The organism is Acinetobacter sp. V102_4 (assembly GCF_031799005.1).
In the GTDB taxonomy this organism is placed as follows: domain Bacteria; phylum Pseudomonadota; class Gammaproteobacteria; order Pseudomonadales; family Moraxellaceae; genus Acinetobacter; species Acinetobacter calcoaceticus.
In genome coordinates this window covers 136,077-149,956 of sequence record NZ_JAVQNR010000035.1, presented here as the reverse complement: position 1 = coordinate 149,956, position 13,880 = coordinate 136,077, and the positions used below count along the sequence as shown (strand labels likewise).

Annotated in this window: 12 protein-coding genes; all 12 read left to right on the top strand. The window is 43.0% G+C overall.

The genetic code is table 11. The annotated features are described in order from the left end of the window. Positions 1-330 precede the first annotated feature (330 nt). Entirely contained in the window at positions 331-882 is a 552-nt protein-coding gene (gene ndhC, locus RMB13_RS07725) for an NADH-quinone oxidoreductase subunit A (protein WP_003653481.1), read from the top strand. A 6-nt stretch (positions 883-888) separates the two neighbouring features. Then, positions 889-1,566, top strand: a complete 678-nt coding sequence (locus RMB13_RS07720) for an NADH-quinone oxidoreductase subunit B family protein (RefSeq protein WP_002050353.1) — start codon at positions 889-891, stop codon at positions 1,564-1,566. Positions 1,567-1,649: 83 nt separating this feature from the next. Then, positions 1,650-3,437, top strand: a complete 1,788-nt coding sequence (gene nuoC, locus RMB13_RS07715; RefSeq protein WP_016139137.1) for an NADH-quinone oxidoreductase subunit C/D — start codon at positions 1,650-1,652, stop codon at positions 3,435-3,437. Positions 3,438-3,450: 13 nt separating this feature from the next. Beyond that, positions 3,451-3,960 (top strand): NADH-quinone oxidoreductase subunit NuoE, encoded by a 510-nt coding sequence (gene nuoE / locus RMB13_RS07710; RefSeq protein ID WP_003653477.1) that lies wholly within the window; start codon positions 3,451-3,453, stop codon positions 3,958-3,960. Continuing rightward, complete coding sequence (gene nuoF / locus RMB13_RS07705; RefSeq protein ID WP_003653475.1) at positions 3,957-5,288, top strand: NADH-quinone oxidoreductase subunit NuoF; 1,332 nt, start codon at positions 3,957-3,959, stop codon at positions 5,286-5,288. Before nuoE ends, nuoF begins: the two co-directional genes overlap by 4 nt. Before the next feature lie 12 nt (positions 5,289-5,300). Continuing rightward, the gene (nuoG, locus tag RMB13_RS07700; protein WP_311084864.1) at positions 5,301-7,985 is read left to right on the top strand and encodes an NADH-quinone oxidoreductase subunit NuoG; all 2,685 of its coding nucleotides are present in this window, start codon (positions 5,301-5,303) and stop codon (positions 7,983-7,985) included. A gap of 3 nt (positions 7,986-7,988) precedes the next feature. Then, on the top strand, positions 7,989-9,005 hold the full coding sequence (gene nuoH, locus RMB13_RS07695) for an NADH-quinone oxidoreductase subunit NuoH (protein WP_003653472.1): 1,017 nt from the start codon (positions 7,989-7,991) through the stop codon (positions 9,003-9,005). Positions 9,006-9,023: 18 nt separating this feature from the next. Further along, on the top strand, positions 9,024-9,566 hold the full coding sequence (gene nuoI, locus RMB13_RS07690; protein ID WP_003653469.1) for an NADH-quinone oxidoreductase subunit NuoI: 543 nt from the start codon (positions 9,024-9,026) through the stop codon (positions 9,564-9,566). After that, the gene (gene nuoJ / locus RMB13_RS07685) at positions 9,566-10,084 is read left to right on the top strand and encodes an NADH-quinone oxidoreductase subunit J (RefSeq protein WP_014205902.1); all 519 of its coding nucleotides are present in this window, start codon (positions 9,566-9,568) and stop codon (positions 10,082-10,084) included. The genes nuoI and nuoJ overlap by 1 nt, the downstream gene beginning before the upstream one ends. Next, positions 10,084-10,392 carry an NADH-quinone oxidoreductase subunit NuoK gene (gene nuoK, locus RMB13_RS07680; RefSeq protein WP_003653467.1) on the top strand — a complete coding sequence of 103 codons (309 nt, stop codon included), beginning with the start codon at positions 10,084-10,086 and terminating at the stop codon, positions 10,390-10,392. Before nuoJ ends, nuoK begins: the two co-directional genes overlap by 1 nt. Further along, complete coding sequence (gene nuoL / locus RMB13_RS07675) at positions 10,389-12,278, top strand: NADH-quinone oxidoreductase subunit L (protein ID WP_311084863.1); 1,890 nt, start codon at positions 10,389-10,391, stop codon at positions 12,276-12,278. Before nuoK ends, nuoL begins: the two co-directional genes overlap by 4 nt. Before the next feature lies 1 nt (position 12,279). Continuing rightward, on the top strand, positions 12,280-13,878 hold the full coding sequence (nuoM, locus tag RMB13_RS07670; RefSeq protein ID WP_003653463.1) for an NADH-quinone oxidoreductase subunit M: 1,599 nt from the start codon (positions 12,280-12,282) through the stop codon (positions 13,876-13,878). Positions 13,879-13,880 lie beyond the last annotated feature (2 nt).

The following is a 13,880-nucleotide window of genomic DNA, read 5'->3' as shown; positions in this document are numbered from 1 at the left end:
AATAAAAAACAAACTAATATTATAAAAAAGTAAGTTATAAAAACTTAATGGTCGATGAACTATGTAATTATTCTAAAATTAAAAAATGAAAAAAATCATCATAAACAAAAAAACTATTAAATAAACCGATTATGCGTGGTGAAACCCCCCTTACAACCCATAGAAGAATAGTTTTGTTTAGAAAATCATCCGAAAGACTAAGACGCTTCAACTAGCATGCGAAATTAGAAATCAGGTACAATTGGCGGGATTAATTTTGTGTTTGGTGTATTTGAAGGCCAATACATACATTCTTTGTTAAATAATAGGCCTGCCAGGAGTTATCCCCGCATGAGTGCCATTACTCCATACGACTGGGCGATTATCGCCTTCGTGATCGGCGTTACATTTCTTTGCGTCTTTATGCTCACAGTTCCCTTACTCCTCGGGGGGAAATCGTGGGGGCGTGCTAAGCAAGAGCAGTTTGAATCGGGTGTCGTGAGTGCTGGTGGCGCTCGCATTCGCCTGTCTGCAAAGTTCTATTTAGTTGCAATTTTCTTTGTTGTCTTCGACTTAGAGGCACTTTACCTCTATGCATGGTCTACTTCTGTGCGTGAAGTAGGGTGGTTGGGATATACCACTGTCGTGATCTTTGTCGTTGATTTATTGATTGCGCTTGTTTATGCCTTCTCTGTAGGTGCTTTAAGTTGGTCACCAGCAGATCGCCGTAAATCAGCAGGTGAGGCGATTAAAATCGGTTCGCCAACAATGAACATTGCTGAAATTACACGCTTTAACTCTATTGAAGAGCTCGTAACTGACCCTACAGGCCAGATTCCAGCTCAATCATCAGGTCGTGTTAAGTCAAAAACTACACCTGCATTGTCATCTGAAAAGGAGTAAGTCGGGATGAAATATACTCTGACCCGCGCGAATCCGGATGCTGATCAATACCCATTGCAAGAACGTCAAATCGTGACAGATCCATTAGAAGAGGAAGTGAATAAAAACGTATTCATGACTCGTTTAGAGGATGTCTTGCATACAGCAGTAAACTGGGGGCGTAAAAACTCCTTGTGGCCATTTAACTTTGGTACCTCATGTTGTTACGTTGAATATGCAACGACCTTAACAGGTGTGCATGACTTGTCACGTTTCGGCGCAGAGGTTATCCGTGCTTCACCTCGTCAAGCTGACTTGATGATTGTTGCAGGTACTTGCTTTGTAAAAATGGCACCAGTTATTCAGCGTCTATATGAACAGATGTTAGAGCCTAAATGGGTCATCTCGATGGGTGCTTGTGCAAACTCTGGAGGTATGTACGACATCTATTCAGTAGTACAGGGTGTAGACAAAATTATTCCTGTTGACGTGTACGTCCCAGGTTGTCCACCTCGTCCTGAAGCATTAATTCAAGCTTTAATGCTTTTACAAGACCAGATTCAATTAGAGCGACGCCCGCTTTCTGCCGTGATCGGTGATGATCTTCAGCCAGTGTATAAGCCAAAGATGATGCCAGAACGTGACCGTAAGAATGCGCAGCGTATTGCCGTTAAAAACTTACGCTCTATGGATGAGATTAAATAATTTTTGACGGTGCTTTGACATATCTAACCGATATGTTCATCGAGAAAATTGACAGAATTTGTATTAAATAGGAAGCCAAGCCAATGGCTGAAACTGACATTGCTATGCCAGAGTCAACACCAGTTGATTCACGCCCAGCATTTGCAATCGTAGAAGAACTCAAAACCAAATTTGGTGAGAACTTTTACGTGCAGGCGACTTTTGAAGAGTTTCCAACAGTCTGGGTTGAGCGCGCACGCGTGCAAGAAGTCCTTATGTTCCTACGTAAAGTGGAACGTCCATATGTAATGCTGTTTGACTTATCTGCGATGGATGAGCGTTTACGTGTTCATCGTGATGGTTTACCAGCATCTGACTTCACTGTGTTCTATCATTTATTATCGCTTGAGCGTAATAGTGACATTCGTATCAAGGTTGCCTTGAACGAAAATGATCTTAACCTTCCAACAGCGACCAATATCTGGCCAAATGCCAACTGGTATGAACGTGAAGCTTACGATATGTTCGGTATCAATTTCGAAGGGCATCCAATGCTCCGTCGTATCTTGTTGCCAACGTACTGGGAAGGTCATCCGTTACGTAAAGAATATTCAGCACGTGCGACAGAATATACGCCGTACATGCAAGACAAAGCGAAACAAGACTTTGAACAAGAGCACTTACGTTTTGTGCCAGAAGACTGGGGTCTTAAACGCGGTAACGCTGACGAAGACTTTATGTTCCTGAACTTGGGTCCTAACCATCCATCTGCACATGGTGCGTTCCGTGTTGTATTGCAGTTAGATGGCGAAGAAGTTAAGGACTGTGTTCCTGATATCGGTTATCACCACCGTGGTGTGGAAAAGATGGCTGAACGTCAAACATGGCATTCTTTCATTCCTTATACAGACCGTGTCGACTACTTAGGTGGTTGTGCTCAGAACATGCCGTATGTGATGGCTGTAGAGCAAATGGCAGGAATCAAAGTTCCTGAACGTGCTCAAGTCATTCGTGTCATGTTGAACGAATTGTTCCGTATTAATAACCACTTGTTGTTCTGTGGTACAGCAATTCAGGATGCCGGTGGTATGACACCAGTATTCTATATGTTCGCAGACCGTCAAAAAGTTTACGACATTGTTGAAGCAATCACGGGTTACCGTATGCATCCAGCATGGTTCCGTATTGGTGGTACAGCACACGATCTTCCAAATAACTGGCAAAAACTTGTTAAAGAATTGCTAGAGTGGATGCCTAAGCGCTTAAACGAATACTACACAGCAGCATTGAAAAACTCTGTGTTTATTGGTCGTACGCGTAACGTTGCACAATACGATGCCAAGTCTGCACTCGCATGGGGTGTGACAGGTACTGGTTTACGTGCGACAGGTATCGATTTTGACGTTCGTAAATATCGTCCATACAGCGGCTATGAAAACTTCGATTTTGATGTGCCAGTCGAGTATGAGGGCGATGCATATGCACGTGTACTCGTTCACTTCCGTGAAATTACTGAGTCGTTAAAAATTATTCAACAGTGTTTGGATAACATGCCTTCTGGTCCATATAAAGCGGATCATCCATTGGCTGTTCCACCACCGAAAGATAAGACATTACAAGATATTGAAACCTTGATTACGCATTTCTTGAGCGTTTCATGGGGTCCTGTCATGCCAGCGGGCGAGTCATCATTTATGACTGAAGTGGTTAAAGGTGCAAGTACGTATTACTTGACTTCAGATAAATCGACGATGAGTTATCGTACTCGTATTCGTACACCGACGTTTACTCACTTACAGCAAATGCCTGCAGTGATTAACGGCAGTTTGGTATCTGACTTAATCATTTATCTGGCGACCATTGACGTGGTTATGGCTGACGTGGATCGCTAAGAGGTAACACATAATGATGATTTTGACTGATAAAAAGCCACGTGTGAATGTTGAAGGGATTTTGACTGCGGAAGAAATTCACGACATCGAACATCACATTGGTCACTATCCATACCCTCGTGCAGCCTCTTTGGATGCATTGAAGTGTGTACAACGCCGTAATGGTTGGGTAGATGACGCTCAAATGAATGCCATCGCACAGTTATTGTCGATGAGTGTTGCTGATTTGGAAGGTGTTGCAACATTTTACAACCGTATCTATCGCCACCCGGTAGGTCGTCACGTGATTTTGCTTTGTGACTCAATTGCTTGCTTCTTAATGGGTGCAGAAACACTTGCTGAAGCATTCCAGCGCGAATTAGGAATTCAGTATGGTCAAACGACACCAGATGGTCGTTTTACACTGCTTCCAATTTGCTGCCTAGGCAACTGCGACAAAGGCCCAACTTTAATGATTGATGAAGATACTCACGGTTTAGTCGAAGTGACATCAATTAAACAGTTATTGGAGAAGTATGTATGAATACTGAACCAAAACCAATTTATGGCGACGGTAATCCAGAAACTCATCCGCTCACTTGGCGTTTAAGTAAACGTGAAGAAGTTCGTGGTGCTGATGATTACGAAGCACTTGAAGGTTATGCTGGCTTTAAAAAAGCATTAGGCATGAAACCTGCTGAAGTGTTAGATGTCATTAAAGCTGCAACTGTAAAAGGTCGTGGTGGTGCGGGTTTCCCAGCGGGTATTAAATGGTCATTAATGGCACCAAATGATGGTGGTCCACGTTATTTGATCTGTAATGCCGACGAAATGGAGCCGGGTACTTTTAAAGACCGTTTGTTGATGGAAAAACTTCCACATCAATTGATCGAAGGTATGTTGATTGCGGGTTATACCTTAGAGGCAACTCAAGGTTATATATTTATCCGTGGTGAATATATTGAGGCAGCTCAATACTTAAATGAAGCATTAGAACAGATTCGTGCTAAAGGTTATTTAGGCGAAAACATTTTAGGTTCTGGCTGGAATTTTGATTTGCATGTACATACGGGTGCAGGGCGTTATATCTGTGGTGAAGAAACTGCATTGATTAACTCGCTCGAAGGCCGTCGTGCAAACCCACGTACCAAGCCACCATTCCCGCAAGTTGCAGGGGCATGGGGCCGTCCAACAATTGTGAACAACGTTGAAACTTATAACAACTTGCCAGCAATTATGCTTCGTGGTCCAGAGTGGTATATCGGTTTATCAGCAGGTAAATCAAAAGACCCAGGCACTAAAATTTATGGTGCATCAGGTAAAGTAAAATTCCCGGGTCTTTGGGAATTGCCATTTGGTACAACTGCACGTGAAGTGATTGAAGATCATGCTGGTGGTATGCGTGAGGGCTTAAAGCTCAAAGCATGGTTACCAGGTGGTGCTTCAACTGACTTTTTACCGGCTGATACCATTGATTTACCAATGGATGCAGACACGATTATGAAAGCAGGTTCTCGTTTGGGAACATGTTTATTGATGGTGGTTGACGAAACTCAATGTATGGTATCGCTCACTCGTAACTTAGAAGAGTTCTTTGCGCGCGAATCATGTGGTTTCTGTACACCATGTCGTGATGGTTTGCCATGGGCTGTTAAAGCGCTTAAAGCACTTGAAGTAGGCGAAGGTAAGAAAGAAGATATCGATCATTTACAAGAATTGACTCGTAAATTATGGATTGGTAAAACTTTCTGTGCCCACGCACCAGGTGCGATGGAGCCGCTTATGGGCGCACTCAAACATTTCCGTGGTGAGTTTGAAGCGAAAGTGACAACTCGTCCTGTCGTGCAAACCAGCAACGTAGAACAAGCTTAAGGAATTCGACTTATGGCTACAATTCATGTCGATGGAAAATCGTATGAAGTCAACGGCTCGGAAAACTTGCTACAAGCATGTTTGAGTCTGGGCATCGACATCCCATATTTTTGTTGGCATCCATCCTTAGGTTCGGTTGGTTCTTGCCGTCAATGTGCTGTTACGCAATATGCGAATCCAGAAGATACGCGTGGTCGTTTGGTCATGTCATGCATGACACCAGCATCTGACAATACCTATATCTCGATTGAAGACAAAGAAGCAACAGATTTCCGTGCATCTATTGTTGAATTTTTGATGACGAATCACCCGCACGACTGTCCAGTCTGTGAAGAGGGTGGTCACTGTCATTTACAAGATATGACTGTGATGACTGGTCATGACCGTCGTCGCTACCGTTTTACAAAACGTACGCATTACAACCAAGAACTCGGCTCATTCATTGCACATGAAATGAACCGCTGTATTGCTTGTTACCGTTGTGTTCGTTACTACAACGACTATGCAGGTGGTACGGACTTTGGTGTGTATGCCAATGCATCTCGTGTTTACTTTGGTCGTCCAGAATCAGGTACTTTAGAATCTGAATTCTCGGGTAACTTGACTGAAGTATGTCCAACAGGTGTATTCACTGATAAGACTCATTCAGAGCGTTATAACCGTAAATGGGACATGCAGTATGCACCAAGCGTGTGTCAAGGCTGTTCTTCTGGTTGTAACATTTCTCCGGGTGAACGTTATGGTGAAATCCGTCGTGTAGAAAACCGTTTCAATGGTTCGGTTAACCAATACTTCCTTTGTGACAAAGGTCGTTTTGGCACAGGTTATGTAAACCGTGCAGACCGTCCACGTCAGCCTCAGTTCCGTAACAGTGAAACTGTTGCAACTGTTTCTGTCGATCAAGCTTTAGATCAAACGATTGCGAAGCTTCAAGGCAAAAAAGTTTTGGGTATCGGTTCTCCGCGCGCAAGCTTGGAATCGAACTATGCATTACGTGAGCTTGTAGGTCAGGCAAATTACTCAACTGGTGTTGCACAAAAAGAGCAAAAACTTGTTGAACTTGCTGCATCTATCATGCAAACCGAGGGTATTTACAACCCGAACATGCGTGAAATCGAAAGCTATGATGCTGTCTTGATTTTAGGTGAAGACCTGACTCAAACTGCACCACGTATGGCCTTGTCAGTTCGTCAAGCTGCGAAAAACAAAGCTCGTGAAATGGCTGCAAAAACACGTACCCCAGACTGGTTAGCTGAGCCTGTACAACGTATTGGTCAAGAAGCAAAATCTCCGATCTATATCTTGGCTGCAACTCAAACTCGTCTTGCCGATGTTGCAACTGGTGAAGTTGTTGCTTCTCCAAATGACATTGCTCGTTTAGGTTTTGCAGTAGCTGCGGCAGTGAAAGGCGAAACAGTGAATGGTTTAGATGACGATGCAAAAGCATTTGCTCAAACCATTGCTGATACGTTAAAAGCAGCAAACAAGCCATTAATCATTGCGGGTACTAGCTTGCAAGATGCTTCTATTATGGAAGCTGCGGCTGAGTTGACTCAGAACTTAGGTTCTAAAGCTGGTTTAAGTCTTGTGGTTTCTGAAGTGAACTCGATGGGCTTGGCATTGTTTGGTGGCTTAAGCCTCGAACAAGCATTTGCTCAAGACTACGACACACTTGTTATTGTTGAAAATGACTTGTTCCGTCGCTTACCTGCTGTACAAGTGCAGGCTGCACTTGATAAAGCTGAAACAGTAATTGTGCTTGATCACAGTGAAACTGAAACTGTGAAACAGGCTGATATTGTACTTTCAGCAGCAAGCTTTGCGGAAGGTGACGGTACTGTTGTAAGCCAAGAAGGTCGTGCACAGCGTTTCTATCAAGTTTACGATCCAAGTTACTACAAACCTGAATATGCAATTAAAGAATCATGGCGTTGGTTACATGCCATTGAAACTGGCATTAAAGGTAAAGGCGTAGACTGGACATTGCTTGATGATGTGATTGAAAGCATCGTAAAAAATGTACCAGTACTTGAAGCTATTCAAGATGTGGCGCCTGATGCAGGTTACCGTGTACATGGTTTGAAAATTGCACGTGAACCACGTCGTTATTCAGGTCGTACAGCAATGCGTGCGCCGTTATCGGTTCATGAGCCTAAACAGCCTACAGATCTAGATTCAGCATTAACATTCTCAATGGAAGGTTATGTTGGTCCGCAAAAAGCATCATCATTAGTACCATTTGCATGGGCTCCGGGCTGGAACTCTCCACAATCTTGGAACAAATACCAAGATGAAGTGGGTGGTCACTTAAAAGGTGGTGATTCTGGTGTTCGTTTATTCGATCGCTTGGCAAAACGCCCTGCACGTAGCTATGTTGCTCCAGTAGCGGTAGTTGCAAACCCTGAAAGTTTCCGTTTAGTACCAATGCATCATATTTTTGGTTCTGGTGAATTCACTACTAAAACACCTGCAATGGAAACTCGTATTCCAGAAGCTATGTTTGCAGTGGGCGAACAAGATGCAAGTCGTTTGAACCTTCAAGAAGGTCAACGCATTACAGTAAAAGCAGGTGAAACCAGTGTGAGCTTGCCTGTACAAGTAATTGAATATTTACCTACAGGTTATATTGGTTACCCAGTTGGTTTAGCACCAATGGTGTCACTAGCTGAGCCTGTTTCAGTGGCTTTAGGAGTGTAATTCATGAATCAAGAAATTATACGTCAAACGCCACTTTGGGCTGAGAACTGGCCAATTGCTTATGCTGTAGTTCAAGCAGTTGTGATTTTGCTTGTGGTTGTTTTAGTTGCCGCGTTGATGTCTTTTATTGAACGTCGTTTGCTTGCCTTGTGGCAAGACCGTTATGGTCCAAACCGTGTTGGTCCTGGTGGTATGTTCCAGATCGTTGCCGACATGCTCAAGATCATGTTCAAAGAAGACTGGACACCAAAATTTGCTGACAAGCTTACATTCCGTTTAGCACCAGCTGTTGCAATGGCAACAGCGGTTCTTTCATTCATGGTTATCCCGGTGAGTCCTTCACTGGGTGTTGCCGACATGAGTATCGGTTTGTTGTTCTTCATGGCAATGGCTGGTATTGCAGTCTATGCAGTATTGTTTGGTGGCTGGGCTTCAAATAACAAATACTCATTGCTTGGTGGTTTACGTTCAGCTGCTCAAACCATTTCTTATGAAGTGTTCTTGGGTATCTCATTGATGGGTGTAGTTGCAATTGCAGGCTCATTTAACCTTCGTGAAATTGTTGAAGCACAACGCGATGTTTGGTTCGTCATTCCACAATTCTTAGGTTTCTTGATTTTTGTGGTTGCTGGTGTTGCGGTAACTCACCGTCATCCATTTGACCAACCGGAAGCAGAACAAGAATTGGCTGAAGGTTACCATGTTGAATATGGTGGTATGAAATGGGGGATGTTCTTCGTTGCTGAATATGTCAACGTGGTACTTATTTCTGCATTGATCGTAACTTTATTCTTCGGTGGCTGGTTAGCACCATTCAATTTAGAAATTCCATTTGTTCCGCCAGTATTCTGGTTTGTGATTAAAACAGCATTCTTTGTAATGATGTTTGTTTTGGCTCGTGGTTCTTTAATGCGTCCACGTTATGACCAAGTCATGAACTTTGGTTGGAAAATTTGTTTGCCATTGGCGTTGGTCAACTTGTTAGTGACTGGTGCTGTGATTCTGATGAATCAGGCCTAGGACAGCAGGGAGTACAAAATGTATAAATTTCTAGCTGGATTCGGATCGATTGTACGTTCGTTGTTTATGGTATTTAGCCATGTAACACGTAAACGTGACACGATTTTATATCCAGAAGTACCGGCTGAACAGATTGTGCCACCACGCTTTCGTGGTCGTATTGTGTTGACGCGTGACCCAGATGGGGAAGAGCGTTGTGTGGCATGTAACCTATGTGCGGTTGCGTGTCCGGTTGGCTGTATCTCACTACAAAAAGCAGAAACAGAAGATGGGCGTTGGTATCCGGAATTTTTCCGTATCAATTTTTCACGCTGTATTTTCTGCGGTATGTGTGAAGAAGCTTGTCCAACAACTGCGATTCAGATGACACCAGATTTCGAACTTGGTGAATATGTACGTCAAGACTTGGTTTATGAGAAAGAAAACTTACTCATTTCAGGTCCGGGTAAATACCCAGACTACAACTTCTACCGTGTAGCTGGTATGGCAATTAACGGTAAAGAGAAAGGTCAAGCGCAAAAAGAAAGTGCACCAATCGATGTACGGAGTCTATTACCATGATGTGGCCGTTTTATTTGATGGCACTCGTGGCCATCGTTTCTACGGTTCGTGTAGTGACTAACACGAACCCTGTACACGCTTTACTTAGTCTAATTGTTTCATTGCTTGCTGTTGCTGGTATTTTCATGATCGTGGGGGCGCCTTTTGCAGGTGCTCTTGAAATCATTGTTTATGCTGGAGCAATTATGGTTCTGTTTGTCTTCGTGGTGATGATGTTGAATTTAGGTCAACACACTGTAGAACAAGAACGTAAATGGCTTTCTTCAGATGCTTGGGCATATCCAGCACTCATGAGTTTCTTACTCGGCTTGCTTTTGGTTTGGATGCTTGGTGGTGAATACACCACAATTTCAGCACCACTTGGGGCACAAGTAATTGGACCAAAAGTAGTTGGTCAAGCACTCTTTACTCACTATTTACTATTGGTTGAAGTTGCCGCGATGTTATTGCTAGCAGCCCTTGTTGCAGCATACCACTTAGGTAAACGTGAACCAGGTGCAGAAGAGGAAAAAGAATAATGGGCCAGATTCCTTTAGAACATGGTTTGATTGTTGCAACCATCCTTTTTGCACTCGGTTTTTACGGTGTAATGGTGCGACGCAACCTATTATTTATGTTAATGAGCCTTGAGGTCATGATGAATGCTGCTGCATTGGCATTTGTTCTTGCGGGTAGCGTATGGGCACAACCAGATGGACAAGTTATGTTCATTCTGATTTTGACCCTTGCAGCAGCAGAGGCATGTATCGGTCTTGCGATTGTCCTTCAGTTCTATCATCGCTTCCATCACTTGGATGTGGATGCTGCTAGTGAGATGCGCGGATGAGTTATTTATATCTAACAGTATTATTTCCGCTAATCGGTTTTATTTTATTGGCGGCAGGACGAGACAAACTCTCTGAAAATGTTGCAGCAATTATTGGTGTGGGTTCTGTAGGTTTATCTGCATTATTTGCATTGATTGCTGGAATGGCATTTACCACAAGTGGTCAGCAAGTTTTTGTTCAAAATCTGTGGACATGGTTCAATGTTGGCGGTTTTGCGCCGGGCATTAGCTTACATTTAGATGGCTTATCTTTACTCATGATGGGCATGGTTACGGGTGTTGGTTTCTTAATCCACATCTTTGCATCATGGTACATGCGCGGTGAAGAAGGTTATGCGCGCTTCTTCTCTTATTTCAACCTGTTTGTTGCCAGCATGCTTGTGCTTGTATTAGGCGACAACTTGGCGTTGTTATTCTTAGGGTGGGAAGGCGTAGGTCTTTGCTCTTATTTGCTTATCGGTTTCTATTATGCAAACCCTGCAAATGGTTGGGCTGCGATCAAAGCATTTACAGTTACCCGCGTAGGTGACGTATTCTTACTTATTGCTTTATTCTTGCTTTACCAACAATTTGGTACGTTGAATACTCAGTACATCGTTGAACACGCAGCAGAAGTAATGACGAAGAGTTCGTCACTTACGATCTGGACTGCATTAATGTTGTTCTTGGGTGCTGCTGGTAAATCTGCTCAAATTCCATTACAAACATGGTTGGCAGATGCAATGGCAGGTCCAACACCTGTTTCTGCATTAATCCACGCTGCAACAATGGTAACGGCTGGTGTGTATTTATGCTGTCGCCTATTCAGCGTATTTGAACTTGCGCCTGAAGTAATGCAATTCATTTCGGTAACAGGTGCAGTGACTTTGTTAGTTGCAGGTTTTGCTGCACTGGTTCAAACAGACATCAAACGTATCTTGGCTTACTCAACAATGAGTCAGTTGGGTTATATGTTTATGGCTGTAGGTGCTGAAGCTTATCAAGCTGGCTTGTTCCACATGTTGGCTCACGCATTCTTTAAGGCATTATTATTCTTGTCTTCTGGTGCGGTGATTCTGGCTTACCACCACGAGCAAAACATTTTCAAAATGGGTGGCTTGTTCAAACGTAACAAATTCCTGTTTGCTTGTTTCGCGATCGGTGGCGGTGCATTAGCAGCTATTCCATTCTTGACGATTGGCTTCTTCTCTAAAGATGCGATTCTTGGTGAAGTTTGGGTACAAGGCCAATCAGTTGCTTTATATCACACCTTATATTGGGTGGGTGTAGCAGGTGCATTCCTGACTTCAATTTATACATTCCGTTTAATCTGGGTTGTATTTTTTGGTCAAGAAAACACGCCTTACCATGAAATTAAAGGTGCAACGTACTGGGCTCCATTGGGCGTTTTAGCTGTACTGTCTACTTTTGTTGGTGCTGTATTAAAAGCACCTGTAGCTGGTATTCTTAATACTGCAAAAATTCCTGAATTCCATGTGGCTGAACAATTTGTAGAAGGCATGCATGGGGCAGAGCATTTAGCAGTAGGCATTGCGCTAGTTGGTCTAGTTGTTGGTATAGCATTATTTACATTTGCTTATGGTGCAGTGAAATCATTCGCTCAAACAAGTTTGGGTGCAGGTCTGGCACATATTTGCCGTACTGCTTTTGGTTTTGATGCATTGTATGACATCGTTTTTGTTAAACCTTATTTATTCTTCGCCAAAATCTTTGGCCGTGATCCGATTGACAGTTTGTGGCTAGTTCTTCCTGCACTTGTGAAAGGCGGAAATAGTTTTACAAGCTCACGTCAAACCGGTTCATTGCGTGAATACGCATCAAGTATGTCACTCGGTGTAGTGGTGTTATTGATGATCTTGATCGTTATTCAGGTAGTGGGGAAATAAAATGGAAAACAATTTAATTTTACCCGCGCTGATTCTTGTTCCGTTCATTGCTGGTTTTATTTGTTGGTTAGTCGATAAGCTCGACAAAACTTTGCCACGCTGGATTGCCTTAATTGGTATGCTCATTACTTTGGGCTTAGGTCTTGCACTTTGGCAAAGTGGAACTTATAGCTATGAGTTGGGTTCAAAAATCCCAACTTGGACTGCTGAGTTCTATTTACCGTGGATTCAATCACTCGGTATCGGCATTCACCTTGCTGTGGATGGCTTATCTTTACTCATGGTGTTATTAACAGCGTTACTTGGTGTACTTGCTGTTGGTTGTTCATGGGGCGAAATTCAAAAGAACGTTGGTTTCTTCCACTTAAACCTCTTATGGAGCTTAGGTGGCGTTATCGGTGTATTCTTAGCGATTGACCTGTTCTTGTTCTTCTTCTTCTGGGAGATGATGCTTGTACCAATCTACTTCTTGATTGCGTTATGGGGTCATAAAGGTTCAAACGGTCGTTCACGTGTTTACGCAGCTACCAAGTTCTTCCTTTATACACAAATCGCTGGTTTAGTGATGTTAATCGGTATCCTTGGTCTTGTAGTTTATGGCTACATGATGACAGGCATGATCGGTTTCGATTACAACTATTTATTAGCTGTAGCCAACCACTTACCTGCGAACCTAGCTTATGGTTTCATGATCTGTTTCTTCATTGGTTTTGCCGTGAAGTTACCAGTGTTTCCATTACATGGTTGGTTGCCAGATGCGCATGCTCAAGCTCCTACAGCAGGTTCTGTGGACTTAGCGGGTATCTTGATTAAGACAGCTGCGTATGGCTTGCTTCGTTTTGTAATTCCATTCTTCCCGACAGCTTCTGCTCAGTTTGCAGATATTGCGATTATTTTCGGTTTGATTGGTATTTTCTACGGCGCATGGTGTGCTTACCAGCAAACTGACATGAAACGTTTACTTGCGTATACGTCGATTTCACACATGGGCTTTATTTTACTTGCAATTTACGCAGGTAACATTTTGACCTTCCAAGGTCTAATGATCATGATGTTGGCACATGGTTTGTCATCAGCTGCATTGTTCATTATGTCTGGTCAGATCTACGAACGTTTACATACACGTGATTTACGTTTAATGGGTGGTCTTCGTGGCCAGCTTCAGTACTTGCCATTTTTCTTGATGTTCTTCGTAGCTGCTCTTGTAGGCGTGCCAGGTTTGGGTAACTTTATTGGTGAATTCCTGATTTTGATGGGTTCATTTAATAAATATCCTGTCTTCACGATTCTTGCTTCTATCAGCCTTGTATTTGCAGGCTTATATGGCTTGATCTTGATTCACCGTGCTTTATTTGGTGAACCAAACCCTGAACAAAAGCAACACTACACTAGTCCACTAAAAGACTTATCTGCTCGTGAAGTTGGTATTTTGATGATTTGTGCGATTGGTCTCGTTTGGCTTGGTATCTACCCACAAACATTCTTGGATATGTCTCATTCAAGCATGCAGTGGTTGGTCAATAGTTATATGCCAGTTCAAGAAGTCGTTGAAACTGTTCAGCAAACAGCTACTCAACTTGACCATGTGGAGATCCAATAATC

Bases quoted from the DNA above. Each gene is read 5' to 3' on its own strand.
- ndhC (WP_003653481.1), top strand. From the start codon at position 331: ATGAGTGCCATTACTCCATACGACTGGGCGATTATCGCCTTCGTGATC.
- RMB13_RS07720 (WP_002050353.1), top strand. From the start codon at position 889: ATGAAATATACTCTGACCCGCGCGAATCCGGATGCTGATCAATACCCA.
- nuoC (WP_016139137.1), top strand. From the start codon at position 1,650: ATGGCTGAAACTGACATTGCTATGCCAGAGTCAACACCAGTTGATTCA.
- nuoE (WP_003653477.1), top strand. From the start codon at position 3,451: ATGATGATTTTGACTGATAAAAAGCCACGTGTGAATGTTGAAGGGATT.
- nuoF (WP_003653475.1), top strand. From the start codon at position 3,957: ATGAATACTGAACCAAAACCAATTTATGGCGACGGTAATCCAGAAACT.
- nuoG (WP_311084864.1), top strand. From the start codon at position 5,301: ATGGCTACAATTCATGTCGATGGAAAATCGTATGAAGTCAACGGCTCG.
- nuoH (WP_003653472.1), top strand. From the start codon at position 7,989: ATGAATCAAGAAATTATACGTCAAACGCCACTTTGGGCTGAGAACTGG.
- nuoI (WP_003653469.1), top strand. From the start codon at position 9,024: ATGTATAAATTTCTAGCTGGATTCGGATCGATTGTACGTTCGTTGTTT.
- nuoJ (WP_014205902.1), top strand. From the start codon at position 9,566: ATGTGGCCGTTTTATTTGATGGCACTCGTGGCCATCGTTTCTACGGTT.
- nuoK (WP_003653467.1), top strand. From the start codon at position 10,084: ATGGGCCAGATTCCTTTAGAACATGGTTTGATTGTTGCAACCATCCTT.
- nuoL (WP_311084863.1), top strand. From the start codon at position 10,389: ATGAGTTATTTATATCTAACAGTATTATTTCCGCTAATCGGTTTTATT.
- nuoM (WP_003653463.1), top strand. From the start codon at position 12,280: ATGGAAAACAATTTAATTTTACCCGCGCTGATTCTTGTTCCGTTCATT.